16 protein-coding genes are annotated in these 17807 nt (G+C 75.4%); 2 read left to right on the top strand and 14 right to left on the bottom strand.

The window, feature by feature from the left end:
• Positions 1 to 18 precede the first annotated feature (18 nt).
• The 9 genes from LQ327_RS19455 to LQ327_RS19495 are packed head-to-tail and all read right to left on the bottom strand — an operon-like array spanning position 19 to position 10236.
• Positions 19 to 1428, bottom strand: coding sequence for an NADH-quinone oxidoreductase subunit N (locus LQ327_RS19455; protein WP_230736749.1), 1410 nt, complete (start codon positions 1426 to 1428; stop codon positions 19 to 21).
• Positions 1425 to 2978, bottom strand: coding sequence for a complex I subunit 4 family protein (locus LQ327_RS19460; protein WP_230736751.1), 1554 nt, complete (start codon positions 2976 to 2978; stop codon positions 1425 to 1427). Before LQ327_RS19460 ends, LQ327_RS19455 begins: the two co-directional genes overlap by 4 nt.
• The gene (locus LQ327_RS19465; protein ID WP_230736753.1) at positions 2978 to 4867 is read right to left on the bottom strand and encodes a proton-conducting transporter transmembrane domain-containing protein; all 1890 of its coding nucleotides are present in this window, start codon (positions 4865 to 4867) and stop codon (positions 2978 to 2980) included. Before LQ327_RS19465 ends, LQ327_RS19460 begins: the two co-directional genes overlap by 1 nt.
• Complete coding sequence (locus LQ327_RS19470) at positions 4867 to 5169, bottom strand: NADH-quinone oxidoreductase subunit NuoK (protein ID WP_372460716.1); 303 nt, start codon at positions 5167 to 5169, stop codon at positions 4867 to 4869. Before LQ327_RS19470 ends, LQ327_RS19465 begins: the two co-directional genes overlap by 1 nt.
• A gap of 5 nt (positions 5170 to 5174) precedes the next feature.
• A complete protein-coding gene (locus LQ327_RS19475; protein WP_230736757.1) occupies positions 5175 to 5672 on the bottom strand; it encodes an NADH-quinone oxidoreductase subunit J in 498 nt (165 codons plus the stop codon).
• On the bottom strand, positions 5669 to 6601 hold the full coding sequence (locus LQ327_RS19480) for an NADH-quinone oxidoreductase subunit H (protein WP_230736759.1): 933 nt from the start codon (positions 6599 to 6601) through the stop codon (positions 5669 to 5671). The genes LQ327_RS19475 and LQ327_RS19480 overlap by 4 nt, the downstream gene beginning before the upstream one ends.
• A complete protein-coding gene (locus LQ327_RS19485; RefSeq protein ID WP_230736761.1) occupies positions 6594 to 7664 on the bottom strand; it encodes a hypothetical protein in 1071 nt (356 codons plus the stop codon). Before LQ327_RS19485 ends, LQ327_RS19480 begins: the two co-directional genes overlap by 8 nt.
• Positions 7661 to 8011, bottom strand: coding sequence for an NADH-quinone oxidoreductase subunit A (locus tag LQ327_RS19490; protein WP_230736763.1), 351 nt, complete (start codon positions 8009 to 8011; stop codon positions 7661 to 7663). Before LQ327_RS19490 ends, LQ327_RS19485 begins: the two co-directional genes overlap by 4 nt.
• Entirely contained in the window at positions 8008 to 10236 is a 2229-nt protein-coding gene (locus LQ327_RS19495) for a heavy metal translocating P-type ATPase (protein ID WP_230736764.1), read from the bottom strand. The genes LQ327_RS19490 and LQ327_RS19495 overlap by 4 nt, the downstream gene beginning before the upstream one ends.
• A gap of 94 nt (positions 10237 to 10330) precedes the next feature.
• On the opposite strand from LQ327_RS19495, the gene LQ327_RS19500 reads away from it, so the two are divergent.
• Positions 10331 to 10645, top strand: coding sequence for a metal-sensitive transcriptional regulator (locus LQ327_RS19500; RefSeq protein ID WP_308286345.1), 315 nt, complete (start codon positions 10331 to 10333; stop codon positions 10643 to 10645).
• On the opposite strand, the gene LQ327_RS19505 is transcribed toward LQ327_RS19500, so the two are convergent.
• Together LQ327_RS19505 and LQ327_RS19510 are read right to left on the bottom strand one after the other, a co-directional pair.
• Positions 10642 to 11001, bottom strand: a complete 360-nt coding sequence (locus tag LQ327_RS19505; protein ID WP_230736766.1) for a hypothetical protein — start codon at positions 10999 to 11001, stop codon at positions 10642 to 10644. The two genes, LQ327_RS19500 and LQ327_RS19505, sit on opposite strands and share 4 nt — an antisense overlap.
• A gap of 88 nt (positions 11002 to 11089) precedes the next feature.
• Positions 11090 to 12301: an acetyl-CoA hydrolase/transferase C-terminal domain-containing protein gene (locus LQ327_RS19510; protein WP_230736769.1), complete on the bottom strand. Its 1212-nt coding sequence runs from the start codon at positions 12299 to 12301 to the stop codon at positions 11090 to 11092.
• A 159-nt stretch (positions 12302 to 12460) separates the two neighbouring features.
• Between LQ327_RS19510 and LQ327_RS19515 the strand changes: the two genes are divergently transcribed.
• The gene (locus tag LQ327_RS19515) at positions 12461 to 13882 is read left to right on the top strand and encodes a glycoside hydrolase family 183 protein (protein ID WP_230736771.1); all 1422 of its coding nucleotides are present in this window, start codon (positions 12461 to 12463) and stop codon (positions 13880 to 13882) included.
• Positions 13883 to 13895: 13 nt separating this feature from the next.
• Here LQ327_RS19515 and LQ327_RS19520 read toward each other — a convergent pair whose 3' ends face one another.
• From LQ327_RS19520 to LQ327_RS19530, 3 genes are all read right to left on the bottom strand, one after another.
• Complete coding sequence (locus LQ327_RS19520) at positions 13896 to 15431, bottom strand: hypothetical protein (protein ID WP_230736773.1); 1536 nt, start codon at positions 15429 to 15431, stop codon at positions 13896 to 13898.
• 664 nt (positions 15432 to 16095) lie between these two features.
• Complete coding sequence (locus tag LQ327_RS19525) at positions 16096 to 16830, bottom strand: GAF and ANTAR domain-containing protein (protein WP_230736775.1); 735 nt, start codon at positions 16828 to 16830, stop codon at positions 16096 to 16098.
• Positions 16827 to 17684 carry a GAF domain-containing protein gene (locus tag LQ327_RS19530; protein ID WP_230736777.1) on the bottom strand — a complete coding sequence of 286 codons (858 nt, stop codon included), beginning with the start codon at positions 17682 to 17684 and terminating at the stop codon, positions 16827 to 16829. The genes LQ327_RS19525 and LQ327_RS19530 overlap by 4 nt, the downstream gene beginning before the upstream one ends.
• Positions 17685 to 17807 lie beyond the last annotated feature (123 nt).

The raw sequence follows: 17807 nt of genomic DNA on the forward strand, positions 1-17807 counted from the left end.
CCCCGATGCTGCCCGCGATCACCCCGCGAACGCGACCAGGATCCCGCCCGCCACCGAGGCCACGGCCAGCACGACGGCGACCACGGCGGCGCGGGCCCGCAGCGGATCCCGGAGCACGGGGTCGCCGGGCGAGAACACCGGGACGATCCAGCGCAGGTAGTAGACGAGGCTCGCGACCGAGTTCAGCACCGCGACGGCCGCCAGCCACGTCATGCCGCCGTCGACGGCCGCGGTGAACCCCGCGAGCTTGCCGGCGAACACCACCGTCGGCGGCGTCCCGACCAGTCCCAGCAGCCCGACGACGAGGGCCACCGCGAGCGCCGGGTGACGCCGGCCGAGGCCGCGCTGATCGGCGATCTCGAGCGCCTGCGGACGGGCCGCGACGACCGCGAACACGGCCAGGTTGGTCACCGCGTACGCCGCCAGGTAGCCGAGCAGCGCCGGCAGCGCGAGCGGGGTCCGGGCGGCGACGGCGACCGGGACCAGCAGGTAACCGACCTGGCTGATCGTGGAGTACGCGAGCAGGCGCCGCAGCGAGGTCTGCGCGAACGCCGCGAGGTTCCCGAGCGTCATCGAGCCCACCGCGAGCACCGCCACCAGCAGCGGCCAGGGCACGGCCGCCGTCGGGACCGCGACCAGCAGCCGCCACGCCGCGACCAGGCCGCCGACCTTCGCCGTCGTCGTGAGCACCGCCCCGGTGACCGGTGACGTGCCGTCGACGGCGTCCGGCACCCAGAAGTGGGCGGGGACGCCGCCGATGGTCATGAGCAGACCGGCCAGCACGAGGAGGACGGCGACGGCTGCCGGGAGCGGCGTGGTCACGCGGCTCAGGTCGGAGTACGACGTGGCCCCGGTCAGGCCCAGCAGCACCGTCACCCCGGTCAGCAGGACCAGCCCGAACAGCGCCGAGGACAGGAAGTACTTGAGCGCCGCCTCGGTGGACCGCCCGTCGCGCACGAGCCCGGCGAGCGCCGCCAGCGGCAGGCCGGCGAGCAGGACGGCGGCGGCGAGCACCAGCAGGTCCGACGCACCGCCGAGCACCATCGCGCCGACCGCGGCGAGCTGGACGAGCACGGCGAACGCGGTCTGGGTGCGATGTGAGGATGGCGCCGTTCTGACGTCTGCTGTCAGCGAAGGACCATCGCTGACGGGGCGGTCGCCCGCCAGCACCATGATCACCACGACGGCCAGCGCGACGACGACCCGCACCGTCGTCGTCGCCGCGTCGACGGTGAACGTCCCCCCGAACGCCGTCGGCTCGCCCCGCACGGTCAGCGCCACGACGGCCGACCCCAGTCCCGCGACGATCCCCACCCCGCGCACCGCACCCTCACGTCCCGGCGGCAGGAACGAGCCGACGCACAGCCCGACCACCGCCCCGAGCGCGAGCACGATCTCCGGCAGTAGCGCGAGGGCGTCGGCGGTCATCGGCTCACCAGGGACACCACCTGCGCGGCGGCCGGGGCGATCGTCGTCGTGAGCAGGGCCGGCGCCACGCCGATCGCGACCGAGCACGCCAGCAGCAGCCCCACCGCCGTCGTCTCGGCGACCCGCAGGTCCGGCGACGACGGCGCCCGGAACCGGGAGAGCCGGGCGCGGGGCGTGGGCGGGCGCTCGGCCGCGGGCGGGAGGTGCCGGTCGCCCAGCAGCATCGACTGCAGCGCGCGCAGGAAGAGCGCCGCGGTGATCGCCAGACCGAGCGCCGCGAGCACCGTCGCCACCGGGACCGCCGGCAGCGACCCGGCCAGCAGCGAGAACTCCCCGACGAAGCCCGAGAGCCCCGGCAACCCGAGCGAGGCGAACGCGGCGAGCGCGAACGTCCACGAGAACCGGGGCATCGGCCCCGCGACGCCCGACCACGACGCGATCTCCGAGGTGCCCCCGCGGTCGCGCAGCACCCCGGCGAGCAGGAACAGCGCCGCGGTGACGAGCCCGTGGCTGACCATCTGCACGGTCGCGCCGGTGACGGCGAGGGTGCGCGCCTCCGGCCCGGCGGCGACGATCCCGGCCGCGCCGACGGCGAGCACGACGTAGCCGAGGTGCGTCACCGAGGTGTAGGCGATCATCCGCTTGAGGTCGCGCTGCGCCAGGGCCACGAGCGCACCCCAGAGGACGGACACGACGCCGAGCACCACGAACACCAGCGCCGCCGAGCGCCACGGCCCCGGCAGCAGCGGCATCGCGATCCGGACGAACCCGTACGTGCCCATCTTCAGCAGCACGGCGGCGAGCACCGCCGACCCGGCCGCGGGCGCGTCGGTGTGCGCGGGCGGCAGCCAGGTGTGGACGGGCCAGACCGGGGTCTTGATCGCCAGCCCGATCCCGATCGCGACCAGGGCGAGCACCCCGGCCGGACCGCTGCCGGCGAGTGGGTCCCGGGCGGCCAGCGTCGGGATGTCGAAGGTGATCCCACCCCGCCCGCCCACCGCGAGCACCAGGAACCCGAGCAGCATCACCACCGAGCCGAGGAACGTGTACAGGAAGAACTGCAGCGCCGACGCCGCCCGCGAACCGGACCCCCACCCGGCGATCACGAAGTACATCAGCACGATCGACAGGTCGAAGAAGACGAAGAAGAGCACCAGGTCCAGCGCGAGGAACACCCCGACACACACCGCCTCGAGCGCGAGGAAGAGCACCACGAACGCCCGGGTGCGCCCCGCGTCCTCGTCGGTCGGGCGTCGCAGCGAGTACAGCGCCACGGCCAGGAACACCACCGTCGTCATCGCGACCAGCGGCGCCGAGAACCCGTCCGCGCCCAGGTGGTACCCGACCCCGAACGCCGGGATCCACGGCAAGGACACCTCGTCGGCGAACCCACCCGCACGAGGCACCGCCGTCCACACCACGACGGCCCCGGCGACCTCGACCACCGCGAGCACCACCCAGAGCCCCAGCACCACCTCCCGCCGCGCGGCCGGGATCGCCGCCACCACCGCGGCGACCAGCAGCGGCGCGACCCACAGCGCGGTCAGCATCAGCGCACCCCCGTGACCACGAGGACCGCCACCAGCGCCGCCAGCGTCCCCAGAGCCACCAGCCCCTGCGCGTAGTACTGGTGCTGCTGCCCGGTCTGCGGTCGCCGCGCCAGGTCTCCGAGGCGCCGCACGCTCGACCCGAACCCGACGACGGCGGCCGCGAGCGGGCGTTCGCCGCGCTCGGCCAGCATCCGGGCCAGCCGGGGCACCGTCGCCGCCGCCCGCGGGAGGGCGGTCCCGAGGGCCCCGTCGGCACGATCCAGCGCCCGGGCGAGTGCCAGGACCGGACGCACGACGACGGCGCGGGTCGCCGCCTCGAGCCCCAGCCAGCCGCGGGCCGCCGACGCCAGGCGGGGGAGCACGGAGGAACGTAGCCGGATCGGGTGGGTGTGCAGCGCCCAGGTCGCGACGACGGCGAACAGGGCCACCACCCCCGTCGTCACCAGCTCCCCGACGTCGGCCCGCGGCACCAGCCCGGTGAGCACCCCGACCCCGCCGACGGCCGCGGCCGGCACCGCGAGCACCACCAGCGCGACGGTGATCGCCAGCGGGACGTGGCGCCGCGGCCGGTCGCTGCCCCGGCGGATCGACGGCGAGCGGGTGGGCCGCCACACGAACCACGCGGCGCGGGTGGCGTAGACGGCGGCCACCGCCGTGGCGAGCAGCCCGGCCACCGTGAGCAGACCCGCTCCTCTGAGATCCGGGCTACCCAACGGCACCCCGTCGAGCACCGCGTCCTTGGGCCACCAGATCGACAGCGGCGGCAGCCCGGCCAGCGCCGCCGCGCCGACGGTGAACGTCACCCCGACCACCGGATGACGCCGGGCCGCCCCGCGCAGCACCGGCAACGACCGCGTCCGGAGCACCAGCAGCCACCCGCCGGCGGCGAGGAAGAGCAGCGCCTTCACCGCCGCGTGCGCGACGAGCAGCCCGGCCGCACCCGCCGTCGCGCCCACCCCGGCGCCCAGCACCATGAGCCCGACCTGCGCGCACGTCGACGCGGCCAGCAGCTGCTTGAGGTCGCGCTGGGTCGCGGCGATCACCCCGAGCACGACGGCGGTGAGCGCGCCGACCCAGGCGACGACGCCGGCCGCCCAGCCCGTGGCCGCGAGCAGCGGGGCGACGCGGATCAGCAGCACGGCGCCCGCGGCCACCATCGTCGCCGAGTGCAGCAGCGCCGAGACCGGGCTCGGCCCGACCATCGCGCTCGACAGCCAGGGTGAGAACGGCAGCTGGGCCGACTTGCCGAGCGCGGCGACCACCAGTCCGGCGGCGATGAGCGAGCGCCAGCCCTCCCCGGCCTGAGCGGTGGCGCCGAGCGCGAGGCCGGGTACCCCCGCGGCCAGCGCGGCACCGGTGGCGACGTAGAGCCCGACGTCGGCGGTGCGCGTCGTCAGGAACGCGCGGGTGGCGGCCGGGCCGACGACGCGGTCGCGGCGGTCGAAAGCGATGAGCACCCAGCTCGCGGCGCCCATCACCTCCCACGGAGCGAGCAGCGCGGGCAGCGTCGCGGCGGTGACCGTCCCGAGCATCGCGGCCAGGAAGATCAGCATCGACCCGACGAACCGGCCCTCCCGCAGCCGGGGCTCCGCCGCGGCGGCGAGCAGCACCAGGGCACCGATCACCGTGACCGTCACCGCGAGCACCGCCCCGAGACCGTCGACGGTGTACCGGAAGGTGATCTCGCCGAGCAGCGGCACGACGAGCGTCGGGGCCACCGGCGCGCGGGTCACGACCGCGGCGAGCTGGGCGGCCAGCACCGCGGTGACCACGGCGGCGACCAGCCCGGCGGCGACCACCCGCGCCCCGCCGGCCCGGGGGAAGCCGGTGACGAGCACGAGCCCGGTGAGCAGGGGGAGGGCGAGCAGCAGCGCGAGGAGCAGGGTCATTACCGCGCCAGCTCCGCGGCGTCGTCGGTGAGGTCGACGCGGCGGGCGCGGTAGAGCGCGAGCGCCACCGCGAACCCCATCGCCATCTCGACGGCCATCACGGTCACCAGGACGACGACGAGCACAGACGCGTTGCCCGGGTGCCCGCCGGACCACCAGATTCCGCCGGCCGCGAGGATCAGCCCGTTCACGACGAGCTCCAGCCCCATCATGATCATCACGATCGACTGCTGGGACAGCGCGCCGTAGACCCCGGTCGCGACGAGCGCGGCGGCGACGACGAGCACCACCCGCAGTGTCACCTCGGTCATCGCCGGCTCCCCGGGGAGACCGACAGCGCCACCGTCCCGACGATCGTCGCCAGCAGTGCCAGCCCGAGCACCGTCATGGTCAGCATCTGCGGGCCCATGAGGTCGGCGCCGAGGGCCGTCGTCGGGTCGCCGGGTGCCGCGGGCCGCGTCGGCCAGGGGACCAGCAGGGCACCGGCGGCCAGGACGACGAACACGGCCAGCGCGATCACCCGCGACCCGGCCCGGTTGTGGACCATCGTCATCGGCTCCAGGCCGGCCGGGTTCATCATCAGCATGACCATGAAGACCACCATGATCATCATTTCGATCGTCATCATGAGCACGACGACGATCCCGAGGTAGGCCAGCCCGAACGCCAGCAGCAGGACCGCGACCGCGACGAACGACGCGAGCAGCAGGAACGTCGCCCGCGCCATCGAGTCGACGACGAACACCGCGATCCCGGTGACGACGGCGACCGCGCCGAGCGCCGCGGCCATGATCAGCAGCGTCATACGAGCACCACCACGGTGACCACCAGCGCCTGCGCCACGGCGAGCGGGATCAGCACGACCCAGGCGAGCGTCGCGAACCGCTCCATCCGCAGCACCGGCATCACCCGCCGCAGCCCGAGCAGCAGCGCCAGGACCACGAGCAGCTTGATCGCGAACCACGACCACGCCGGGCCGCTGAACGGATCGGGCCCGGTGATCGGCGGGGGAGCACCGCCCCCGAGGAACAGCGGCACCGCCATCGCGGCCGCGGCGACCAGCAGCATCCACCGGCCCGCGTGCAGCAGGAGCCGGTCGAGCCCGGCGTGCTCCGCTCCTGCCCCGCCCGCGAGGTCGCGGCCCAGCGGCGCGGCGAAGGGTCCCCAGAACGCCATCGCCGCCGTCGAGACCAGGTACAGCAGGAACGCCACCGGCATCCACACGGCGTACCAGAGTCCGTGCTGGGCGGCGGAGATCCTCGCCGGGTCGAGGGAGCCCGCGGCGATCGCCGGGGTGATGATCGCGAGCATGTGCGGCAGCTCGTAGGCCAGCCCGAGCGGCAGCGTCCGGTAGCCGCCGACCAGCGCGGTGACGGCGTTCGGTCCCCACCCCGCCGTCCACACCGCGAACCAGGCCAGGACCTCCATCGCGTTGAACCAGACGACCCCGACCTCGAGATCCACCGGCGCGCCCGTGCCCGGCAGGCCGACCGGGACGACGGCGAGCGCGAGGACCGCCGCGACCGGGAGCACCGTGAGCCCGATCCGGGCGAGCAGCGGATCGTCGGCCGGCGTCCGCCGCCGTTGCTTCGTCAGGAGCCGGAGGGTCTCGACGACGGGTGCCGTGGCCCGGTCCCCGCTGGTCACCGCACCTCCCGCGGCGGCGAGACCCGCGACGACGACGAGGGCGGGGGCGAGCAGGAGGAGCGGGAGGAGGGTCGCCGGGTCAGCCATGGTGCTCGTGGTGATGGTGCTCGTGTCTCTCCGCGGGGCGGAACGGCTCGACCGGACCGGCGCCGAGCGCGGTGTCGGGATCCATCGCGGCCAGGGCGAGCCGCGCGGCGCCGAGCTCGAGTCCGACGAGCGCCGCCGCGGCGCGGTGCGGGGCGGGCCGCACGGGCGGGGCGAGGCTGCCACCGAGGCCGGCCGCGAGTGCCCGGACGCGGGCCTCGACCGTCGGCTCCGGGACGGCGACGTGGTCGGTCGCCGCGAGCGGGATCCCGCCCAGGGTCCAGGCGAGCGTGCGGGACCGGGCGAGGCGGTGGCCGAAGGCGGCGAGCTCACCGGGCGCGGGCTCGCCGTCGCGCAGGGCACGGGCCCGTGCGGCGGCCCGGTCGGCGCCGGCGAGGCCGAGGACGCGGACGAGCGAGTCGAGGCGGACGTGGTCGGGTGTGTACGCGTCGCGGCGGCGGGTGACCTCGCGGGGGCCGGGGACGTCGAGGACCTCGGCGCGGGCGTCCGTGACGAGGTCGCCGGCGAGGAGGGCGTGCACGACGAGCGCGGCCGGCCAGTGGGGGAGGACCGGCCCGAGCGCGACGTGCAGTGCGTCGAGGGCGAGCCCGTCGCGGTCGTCGTCGGCGAGCCCGGCCATCACGGGCGCACCGGCCCCGCCCATGATCACCCCGGGTGGACCGTCGTTGTCGTCCGTGAGATCGACATCGGCACTGCGGGCCCACTCGACGCGATCACGGTCCGAGGAATCACCCCCGCGTGCGAGCCGCTCCTGAGCGCTGTCCAGCCCCGGCCCCAGCTCGCCGGCCGACCGGACCGTCACGAGCACCCGCGGCCGCGGCACCGTCGCCCACACGGAGCGCACCAGCGCCGTCATGCGCCGGCCCAGCCCACCGGCCACGAGCACCACGTCGGCGTCGGCCGGGGAGTCGGCGACCGGCCAGCCACGGCGCGCGATCTCGGACTCGGCCGCGAGCCGGACGGCGAGGAGGTCGTCGGTGACGGGGGCGGGCGCGATCGTGAGGACGTGCGGGCGCCGGGCGGCGATCCGCGGCAGCACGCTCACGACCACCGGAACGCCCCCTCCCGCCACGCGTAGAGGACTCCCACGAGCAGCACCCCGAGGAACGCGAACATCTCGACCGCGGCGCTCGGCCCGCTGCGCGCCAGCACGAGCGTCCACGGGTACATGAAGATCATCTCCATGTCGAAGGCGAGGAAGACCAGCGCGATCGTGGACCACCGCACGTGGAAGCGCGAGACCGCGTGCTCCACCGGGGGGAATCCACCCGAGTGCGGCCACGCGACCAGCGGCCGCCGAGACACCCGTACCAGCCATGACGCCGCGACGACCAGCCCGACCCCGACGACCGCCGCTCCGGCGACGACCGCGAGGCCGAGCAGGGCGGTCACGCGCGGGCCTGCGGGGCGAACCGGCGCAGCCGCAGGCTGTTGCCGACGACGAACACGCTCGAGAACGCCATCGCGGCGCCCGCGACCATGGGGTTGAGCAGGCCGGACGCGGCGAGCGGGATCGCGGCGACGTTGTAGGCGAACGCCCAGAACAGGTTGCTCTTGATCGTCGCCAGGGTGCGTCGCGCCAGCCGCAGGGCATCGGGAACGGCGCTGAGGTCCTCCCGGACCAGCGTCACGTCGCCGGCCTCGATCGCCGCGTCGGTGCCCGCGCCCATGGCCAGCCCGAGGTCGGCGCGGGCGAGCGCCGCGGCGTCGTTGACCCCGTCGCCCACCATCGCGACGACGTGCCCGTCGGCCTGCAGCGCCGCGATCGCGTCGGCCTTCTGCTCGGGCAGCACCCCAGCGTGCACCTCGTCGATCCCTGCCCGGGTCGCCATGGCGCGGGCGACGGCCTCGTGGTCGCCGGTGAGCAGCACCGGCCGCACCCCGAGAGCGCGCAGCGACGCGACCGCGCCCGGCGCCGACCCGCGCAGCGTGTCGGTCACGGCCAGGACCTCGCGGGCCTCACCGCCCCACCCGACGACGACGGCCGTCGCCCCACCGGCGCGAGCCGCCTCGATCCGCGCCGAGAGCTCCGCCGGCACCGGCATCCCGCGCTCGGCCAGCAGGGCGGGGCGACCGACGACGACGTCGTGCGCCGCCTCGCCGTCGTGCACCGTCCCGGTCACGCCGAGCCCGTCGACGGTGCGCGCGCCGGTCACGGGGGGCAACGCCCCGGATCCCCGGGCGGCCTCGGTGATCGCCCGCGCGATCGGGTGGGTCGATCCGTCCTCGACCGCTCCGGCCAGCCGCAGCGCCGTCGGGTCGACCCGGTCGGGCTCGGCGAGGCGCATCACGCCGGTCGTGAGCGTGCCGGTCTTGTCGAGCACCACGGTGTCGACCCGGCGGGTGGACTCCAGCACCTCCGGGCCCCGCAGCAGGATCCCCAGCTGGGCGCCGCGTCCGGTGCCGACCATGAGCGCGGTCGGCGTCGCGAGACCGAGCGCGCACGGGCAGGCGATCACCAGGACCGCGACGGCGGCGGTGAACGCGGCGGTCAGCCCGCCGCCGAGCAGCACCCACCCGGCGAAGGTGAGCACCGCGATCACCACGACGACCGGCACGAACACCGCCGACACCCGGTCCGCGAGCCGCTGGACCTGCGCCTTGCCGTTCTGCGCCTCGGCCACCCGGCGGGCGATCCGCGCGAGCTGGGTGTCGGCACCGACCCGCCTCGCGCGCACCACCAGCCGCGACCCGACGGCCACCGTCGCCCCCACGACCTCGTCGCCGGGCGCCACCTCCACCGGCACCGACTCGCCGGTCACCGTGCTCGCGTCGACCGCGCCGACCCCGTCGACGACGACGCCGTCGGTCGCCACCCGCTCCCCGGGCCGCACCACGAACTCGTCGCCGACGACGAGCTCGTCGACCGGGACCCGGTGCTCGAGACCGTCGCGCAGCACCGCCACGTCCTTCGCCCCGAGGTCCAGCAGCGCGCGCAGGGCGGCGCCGGCGCGGCGTTTGGCCCGGGCCTCGGCGTAGCGCCCGGCGAGCACGAACGTCGTCACCGCGGCCGCGGTCTCGAGGTAGATCGCGTCGCCCGAGGTCGGCGCAAACGTGAACGGGTGCCGCATCCCGATCATTCCGGCGTCGCCGAACACCAGCGCCCAGACCGACCAGGCGAGCGCGGCGAGCGTGCCGAGCGAGATCAGCGTGTCCATCGTCGCCGCGCCGTGGCGCAGGTTCACCGCGGCCGCCCGGTGGAACCGCGCACCGCCCAGCAGGACCACCGGGGCCGCCAGGACCAGCGAGACCCACTGCCACGCGGGGAACTGCCAGGCGGGGACCATCGCCAGCGCGACGACCGGGACGGACAGCACCAGGCTCATGACGAGCCGGGTGCGCAGGACGTCGGTGTCCTCCTCGTCGTCCGCGTCGTCGGCGGCCGGCCGGGCGGCGCCGTAGCCGAGGTGCTCGACCGTGCCCACGAGGTCGTCGACCGCCACCGAACCGGGGTGGGAGACGTGGGCGTGGGCGGTCGCGTAGTTGACGGTCGCGGTCACGCCGTCGAGCCGATTGAGCTTCTTCTCGATGCGGGCCGCGCAGGACGCACACGTCATCCCGGTGATCGCCAGCTCGGTGGTGCTGCGCCCGTCGGTGGGCACCGCGGCCGTCGTCATCGTCGCTCCCTCCGGTGAACCGCACCAGGAATACCCCGAGGGGGTACCGACGTCAACGCCCGGAGGGATACCCCACCTGGGTATGATGGCAAGCGTGACCGAGACACCGGACGAGGCCCCCGCCCCGCCGCACGGCTACTCCCCGCACAAGGAGGCGCACCTGCGGCGCCTCAAGCGGGTCGAGGGCCAGGTCCGCGGGATCGCACGGATGATCGAGGACGACAAGTACTGCATCGACGTGCTCACCCAGGTCTCCGCGGTGAACGGCGCGCTGCAGACCCTCGCACTCTCGCTGCTCGAGGAGCACATGGGATCGTGCGTGGTCGACGCCGCGAAGGCGGGCGACGAGCAGGCCAAGGAGAAGGTCGCGGAGGCCTCGGCCGCGATCGCGCGGCTGGTGCGCTCCTAGGAGGTCAGAGCGTCGACCCGGGTGCGCAACTGGGCCGCCAGGTTCTCGACCCCGCCGAAGCGCCGGTCGACGACGAACTGGCCCAGGCACCCGAGCAGCACCGCCGGCCAGTCCATCAGGCCGACGAGGCCCGCGCCCACGAAGAGCCCGTAGAGCAGCAGGCTCTCCGGCTCGGGGGTGTGGGCGACGATCCAGGCGCGGACCGCCTCGTCGTCCCCGGCGTCCAGCGCGGCGAGCAGGTCCGGGGCCGTCTCCGGCGCACCGTGCCGCTCCGGGGGCAGGGCGGGGGCGGCGTCGGCCTCGGCCGCCCAGGCGGCCGTCCCGGTCGGGACACTCGTCAGCGCGCGGTCGGCCATGCGGTCCTCCGGAAGGTCGGTGGATCAACCACGCTACCCGGCGTCCACCTCCGATGTCCCTGCTCGAACCCGCGATGTCACCGGGCCGTCACGTGGCCGGGTCCCACACCTCGCGCAGCGCCGCGCGGCGCTCGGGGCGGTCCCGGCCGCGCAGGTCGGCGACGCCGTGCTCGGTGACCATGACGTCGACGTCGTGGCTCGCCGTCGTCACCGGGCGGGAGAGGTGCTCGACCAGGGTCGGGACGCCGCGGTGGGTGCTGGCGAGCGCCACCACTGACAGGCCGCGCCGCGAGCGGGTGGCGGCCGCGGCGTAGTCCGGGTGCCCGCCGACGCCCCCGACGACCGCCCGCGCGGTGCCCTCCACGTTGATCTGCCCGTCGAGGTCCACCTCGACGGCGGTGTTCACCGCGACCAGGGGAGGGTCGGCGGCCAGCCGGACCGGGTCGTGGGTGTGCTCGACACCGTGCAGGACCGGGTGCCCGGCGCGGCCGCGGGCATCGGCCCAGTCGTAGAGCCGACGGGTGCCGACGAGGTAGGTGGCGACGGCGTCGGAGGCCAGCAGTCCCGCGTCGTCGAGGTCGACCACGCCGTCGCCGAGCAGGCCCGAGTCGACGTGCACCGGCCGGCCGCGCTCGAGGACCGCGCCGACCACGGCCTGTCCGAGCTGGCCCGGCGCCCACTGCAGCCGCGCGCCGTCGGGGAGGAGTCGGGCGACGTGGCGCCCGATCGCCCGGTGCTCGTCGCTCGGCTCCCCGGCGGCCGGGACCTCGTTCGGGCCGAGCCGGGCATGCCCGATCACGTGGGTGTGGTCGTCGGGCAACGGTGACCCGGCGGCAGCGCGGGGGAGTGCCTCGTCGACGACCGCCGCGATCGGTACGCCCGCCTCGATCACCGCGCGTACCCACGACACCTCGCTGCCGAGCACCAGCCCGCGGGGGTCGGGCGCCGCGCCGACGAGCAGCAGGTCGGGGCGCAGCGGACCGGTGACCAGCGCGGGCGTGGCCGAGAGGCGTGCCGGGACGGAGCGCACGTGGCCGTCCGCGACCCCGTGGCGCAGGCCCCACCCGGGCATCACGGTGCGTACGTCGGCGAATGCGGCGAGGTCCAGCCCCTCGGGGAACGCGGGCATCCACCCGAGGAGCAGCCGCAGATCACCCCGGTCCCGGGCCAACGCCGACAGGGCGGCGAAGGCGGCGCGGGGCGTCCCGCAGCCGTCGGCGATCGCGATGCGGGCGCCGGGACGCACCAGCGCCGCGAGCGCGGCGGCGTCGATGGTTCCGGGCGAGGACGGTTCGGTCACGGACGAGTGCTCCGGAAAGGTGTGATGGGGCGGGACATCGGCGCACCGTGATCATGCCGGACGGGTGCCGTACTGCTCGGGTGGTCCGTGGGACACCTGTGAGTGAGAGTGCGTGGCGCGACGCCGCCATGTCCGATTCGGTTCCTAGCGTGCGCCCACATGGGGGTTCAAACTCGTCCGAACGGGCGCACCCGGCGTCGCCCGCTGCTGGTGCTCGCCGTCGCGACCGCCGCAGCCATCGTCTTCGCGGTCGGCACGGCCGCGCTGGCGGCCCCCGCACCGGTCGTCCCGACGACGGGTTCGTCGGGCTCCGGTCCCCGGGCGGCGGGTGCCGGCGGGCGGGTCCCGTCCTCGCTGCCCGTCGCCGTGGCGCGCTCGGCGACCGCGAAGGTCGCGGATCTCGTCGGGACGGGATCCGCGAACGACACGGGCCGACGGTACGGCGTCGAGGGCACCGACCTCGGGCACATGTTCATGGTCGGGTCCCGGATGGCGATGGTCTTCGGCGACACCTACGGCGGCCCGCCCGCCCAGAACTTCTACTCGGTTCGCCACGGCGACTGGCGGTCCAACGCGATCGCTTCCATCGACCCGCCCGCGACCCCCACCGGCGGCCTGCCCTTCCGCGGGATGATCACCGACCGCCCCGGGCACGCCAAGGAGCTGATCCCCTCCCGGAAGGTCAAGGGCGTCCAGGAGACCGTGATCCCCACCTACGGGATCGCGACCGGCCCGAAGAACGCGACGATGGCCCTGCAGTACATGTCGGTGCAGTCGTTCGACGGGCCCGGCCGCTGGCGGCTCACCGGCTCGGGCATCACCACCTCGAACGACGGCGGCGTCACGTGGGTGGACCAGCCGACCGCCCGGTGGCCCGCGACCTCGAAGTTCGGCCAGGTCGCCTACGTCCGCCCTGGTGGTCCGGACGACCCGAGCTCACCCGTCCCCGACGGGTCGTCGCCCGGCGGCACGGTCTACGTCTACGGCATCCCCGGCGGGCGCTACGGGGATCTGTCCCTGGCGAAGGTCCCGGCCGCCCAGCTCACCGACGCCTCGGCCTACCGCTACTGGAACGGCTCGGACTGGGCGGCGGGCGAGGCGAACGCGACGCCGGTGGTCAAGGGACCGGTCGGCGAGCTGTCCGTGCGCTGGTCGTCGTACTACCAGCGCTGGATCATGATGTACCTCGTCGACGACACCGGCGAGATCGTCCTGCGCACGGCGCCGTCGCCCACCGGACCGTGGGGGCCGGCGCAGACGGTCACGACGACCAAGGACTTCCCGATGGCCTACGCGCCCTACCTGACGCCGCGCTGGACCGACGGGCCCGACATCTGGTTCACGATGTCGCAGTACACGAGCTACCGGGTGGAGCTGATGAAGACCCGGCTCTCGCCGCTGACGGCCGGTGGGTCGGCGCCCGCGTCGGTGCTGCCGCAGTCGTTGCCCGCGCGGTCGGGGTCGCTCTCGGCGCCGCCGGTGCCCGTGACGACCGTGCCGACGAGGTCGCCGGCGACCTCGCCGACCCGGAACCCGCCGCGGTCGACGCCGTCGAGCGCGGCACCGACCTCGACCGGCTGATCCCGGGGGCCGGTCAGCCGTCGGTCGCGTCCGCGTCCGGGTCGGGGGTGACCGTGACCGTCGGGAGCGCCGGCCGGGTCACCGGGGCCGTCGCGGCGGGCGCGGGCGTGGCCACCAGGGGCTTGGTGACCGGGGCCTTGGTGACCGGGGGCTTGACGACGCTCGTGCGGCTGCGCTTGTGGGCGGTGGGTCCCGGGTGGTGCACCGCGGTCGGGTCGCCGGACTTCACGACGACGGGCGCCTTCGTCGTGGGCTGAGCGCCGGTGCCGGTGCCGGCGGTGTTGCTGCTGCCGCCAGCGCCGGTGCCGGCGTTGCTGTTGCTCGTGCCGGTGCCGGCGTTGCTGTTGCTCGTGCCGGCGCCGCCGGTGTTGTTGCCGGTGCCGTTGTCGGTGACGGGGGCCTTCGTCCCGGTCCGGGTGACGCTGCCGGTCCCGGAGCCGCCCGTCGCCGCGCGCGAGCGGGCCGAGCCGGTGGCGGGAGAGGTCTTGTTGTTCCGCGTCGCCGTCCTGTCCACGGCCGTCCCGTCCGTGGTCGTCCGGTCCCGGACGGTCGAGCTCCCGGACCCCGATGTCTCGCGCACGGAGACGTCGCGCGTCTCCCGCGACGGCGTGACCGTGCGGCTGGAGGCGGCGGCCACCGCCTCGGTCCGCGGCGCGGGCGTGACCGTGCTCCTCACCCGGGTCGCCTCGGTCCGCTGCTCCAGCAGGGCCTGGCGGACCATCGGCGGGATCAGCAGGGGCAGCGGCCCGGGCAGGTCCGGATCGGCGGACGAGGTCGCCACCGTGGCGCCACCCGCGACGGACTCCGGAGCGGCGTCCGAGGGATGCACGAGGAACGTCCCGAGGGCGAGCGCCGCGGCGACGGCGAGCCCGCCGAGCGCCGCGATGGTCGGGGCCGCCCGCTCGGTCGCACGGGGGCGCCGCAGGACGACCACCCGCTGGCCGGTGGGGGCCGGCGACGGCGGGTTGGTCGGCGCCCCCAGCAGCCGCAGCACCTCCTCGGTGGAGGGGCGGTCGGCCGGGTCGTCGGCGCGCATCCGCCGCAGCAGCGCGACCAGCGGGTCGGACCGGGGCAACGGTTCGGCGGCCTCCGCGAGCAGTTCCCCGAGCGCGAAGACGTCCGTGGCCGGGGAGATCTCCCGCTCGGCCAGCTGCTCGGGCGCGGGGTGGCGCGGATGGTCCTCGACCTGGGCCCAGTGCGCGAGCCACTCGCCCACGCCGAGCCCGGCCACCGTCACGCGCTCCGGTCCGAGGACCACCGTGTCGGCCTCGAGGGCGCCGTGCGTCCAGCCCCGGCGGTGGGCGGGCAGGAGGGCGCGGGCGATCCCGGCCCCGAGCTCGCGGACCTCGTCGGCGCTCAGGTGGTGCCGGTCCAGTTCGTCGGCGAGCGTCCCGGCCTCGGGAGGCTGGGTGATCAGGTACAGCGTGCCGTGGTCGTCCCCGCCGTCGTAGATCTCGCCGAGTCCGGGGCCGTGCCCGTGCTGCGCGCTCGTGGGCAGCGGGAGCGTCGTCGGGATCGCGATGCCGTGCTGCGGCGTCGCGAGGGTCACGCTCACCGCGCGTCGCAGGAGGGCGTCGTGGCCCTCGTGGATGCAGCACCGTCCGTCGGTCCGGACGAGGGAGCCGACGCGGTAGCGCCCACCCGCCAGGTCGGCGCCGTGCGCGCACGTTCGATGGAGGGCGGGGGCGGGCCGTTGGCCTCGCTCCCGGGCGCCGCTGACCATGCCGACCCCCTGACTGCGACACACCGACGAGACTCGCCGAGGTCCAGGGCGCCTTTCTGCTCCCCACGTTACCGCCGTGACGGTGCTCCGCGCACCGACGGAACGGTTGCCGGTTCCACGGACGCGCGGCTAACGTGGCCGCCGAATCCCCCGACGGCAGCCCCAGCCCCCGGTGACCGCGGGTCACGGAACGACATGGCTGGAGCACCGGGGACATGACCGCCCAACACGTCGCCGTGGGCGCCGGCCCCGGTTCATGTCGTGCGGCGGCCCCGTACCGCACCGCGCGTCGGTGACTCCGCACGCGCGTCGGTGACGGAGCACCCGTCGGTGACGATCGTCGGCGGGGGATCGATGAGACCGGCGGCGGCCACACGTCGGCCGTCGCGGCCAGGGGGAGGGGGTGTGGGCGCGCAGGGGGCGGGCGTCCACACCCCCGGGCCGGCCGGCCCGGGGGTGGAGATCGGCTGTCCGCCCCCGCGGATCACGCCTACGAACCGGTCAACGGATCCGTCGGGACGGAGCCGTCGACGACGCCCCGGGCGAGTCCCGTCAGCTGGGTCCGGGTCCGCCGCGCGTAGCCGCGCAGGATCACGAACGCCTCGTCGACGGAGATCCCGGCCCGCTCGGCGACGACCCCCTTGGCCTGCTCGATGACGATGCGACTCGTCAGCGCGGACTGCAGTTGTTCGGTCAGCAGCTCGCGTTCCCGGGCGCTGCGGTCGGAGAGGATGGCGATCGTGGCGACGTCGGCCAGCGCCTGGCCGACGCCGAGCTCGCTCGACTGCATCGCGTGCGGCCGGCGGTGGAACAGGTTCAGCGCCCCGATCGTCTCGCCCCGCAGCCGCATCGGGAGGGCGTGCACCGCGGCGAACCCCTCCTCGACCGCGCGCCGGGCGAAGAGCGGCCAGCGGCCGTCCCCGTCGAGGTCGCTCGACCGGACCTGGGTGCTCGTGCGGAAGCACTCGAGGCACGGACCCTGGTCGGCCTGCAGCGCGAAGAGTTCGACGAGGTGCGCCTGTTCGGTGGAGGCCGAGACGACCTGCAGGCTCCCGCGCTGGTCGGAGATCAGGAGCCCGGCGGCGTCCGCGCCGAGCAGGTCGACGCAGTCCGTGCACAGCCCCTGGAAGAGATCGATGACGTCGAAGTCGGTCACCAGGGTGTCCGCGAGGCGGACGAACGCCTCGAGGAGAGCCTGTTCGGAGCTCGCGGCAGGTGTGGTCATGGATCCCCCTTGCTCGACGCCGGCCCGGCCGGGTCCTCGTGATCCGGCAGGCCGATGCCCCTGTCGCCCGTGCCGGTCGTGTCGTCGGTGGTACTGGCCTCGCCGTCCTCCCCGCCCAGCCAGATCCCGTCGGGATCGAGCCGGAGCCGGCGGGCGAGGACGTCGCCGGCGATCGCGGTGATGGGTCGTTCCTGGGTGAACGCGGCCGCCCGCAGCCGCGCCAGCGCGGCCGGGGGTGGCACGCCGGCCTGGGCGCAGAGCATCCCGGTCGCCTGGTGGACCTCCGCCCGGGCCAGTCCGTGGCCGGCGAACCAGCCCTCGGCGCCCTCGTTCCCGGCCGTTCCGTCGTCCGCGTCGGTGCCCCGTTCGCCCTGGTCCAGCAGGGTCCACACCGCGGCGTCGGCGGCGCGCAGCGCCCCGGCGAGCTCGTCGACCGCCAGCGGTCCCGGCGTGTTCCGGTAGCAGTCCAGGACCCCGATCCTGGACGCGCCGACATGCAGCGGGAACACGTACAACCCGCGGGCCCCGGCGGCGGACGCCGCGGCCGCGAACATCGGCCACCGGCCCTCCGCCGGCGCGGCGATGTCGTCCACGAGCACGGCGCGCCCGGTCGTGAACGACTCCACGCACGGGCCGTCACCGAGGCTGAACTGCAGCTCGTCGATGCGCGCCGCGCCCGGATCGGTGGCGCACACCGGCTCCTGGGCTCCCTGCAGCTCGGACATGATGGTGATCGCGACGCCGGTCATCGGCAGCCAGCTCACGCACGCCCGGCACACCTTCAGCGACGAGTCGGGAGTCCCGGCCCGGACCGCGGCGACGAGAGCCCGGTCGAGCCGGTCGAGATCAACCACGCGGACCGCCGCTCGCCTCACCGACCCGCGTCATGGCGGCTGCTCCGGTGCGAGCGGACACGGCCTGCCTCTCCCGTGGGTGGATGGTGCGAATGGCTGGTCCACGCCCGACAGGGTCTGGGT

Origin of the sequence: Actinomycetospora endophytica (assembly GCF_021026375.1) — a bacterium.
Lineage (GTDB): Bacteria > Actinomycetota > Actinomycetes > Mycobacteriales > Pseudonocardiaceae > Actinomycetospora > Actinomycetospora endophytica.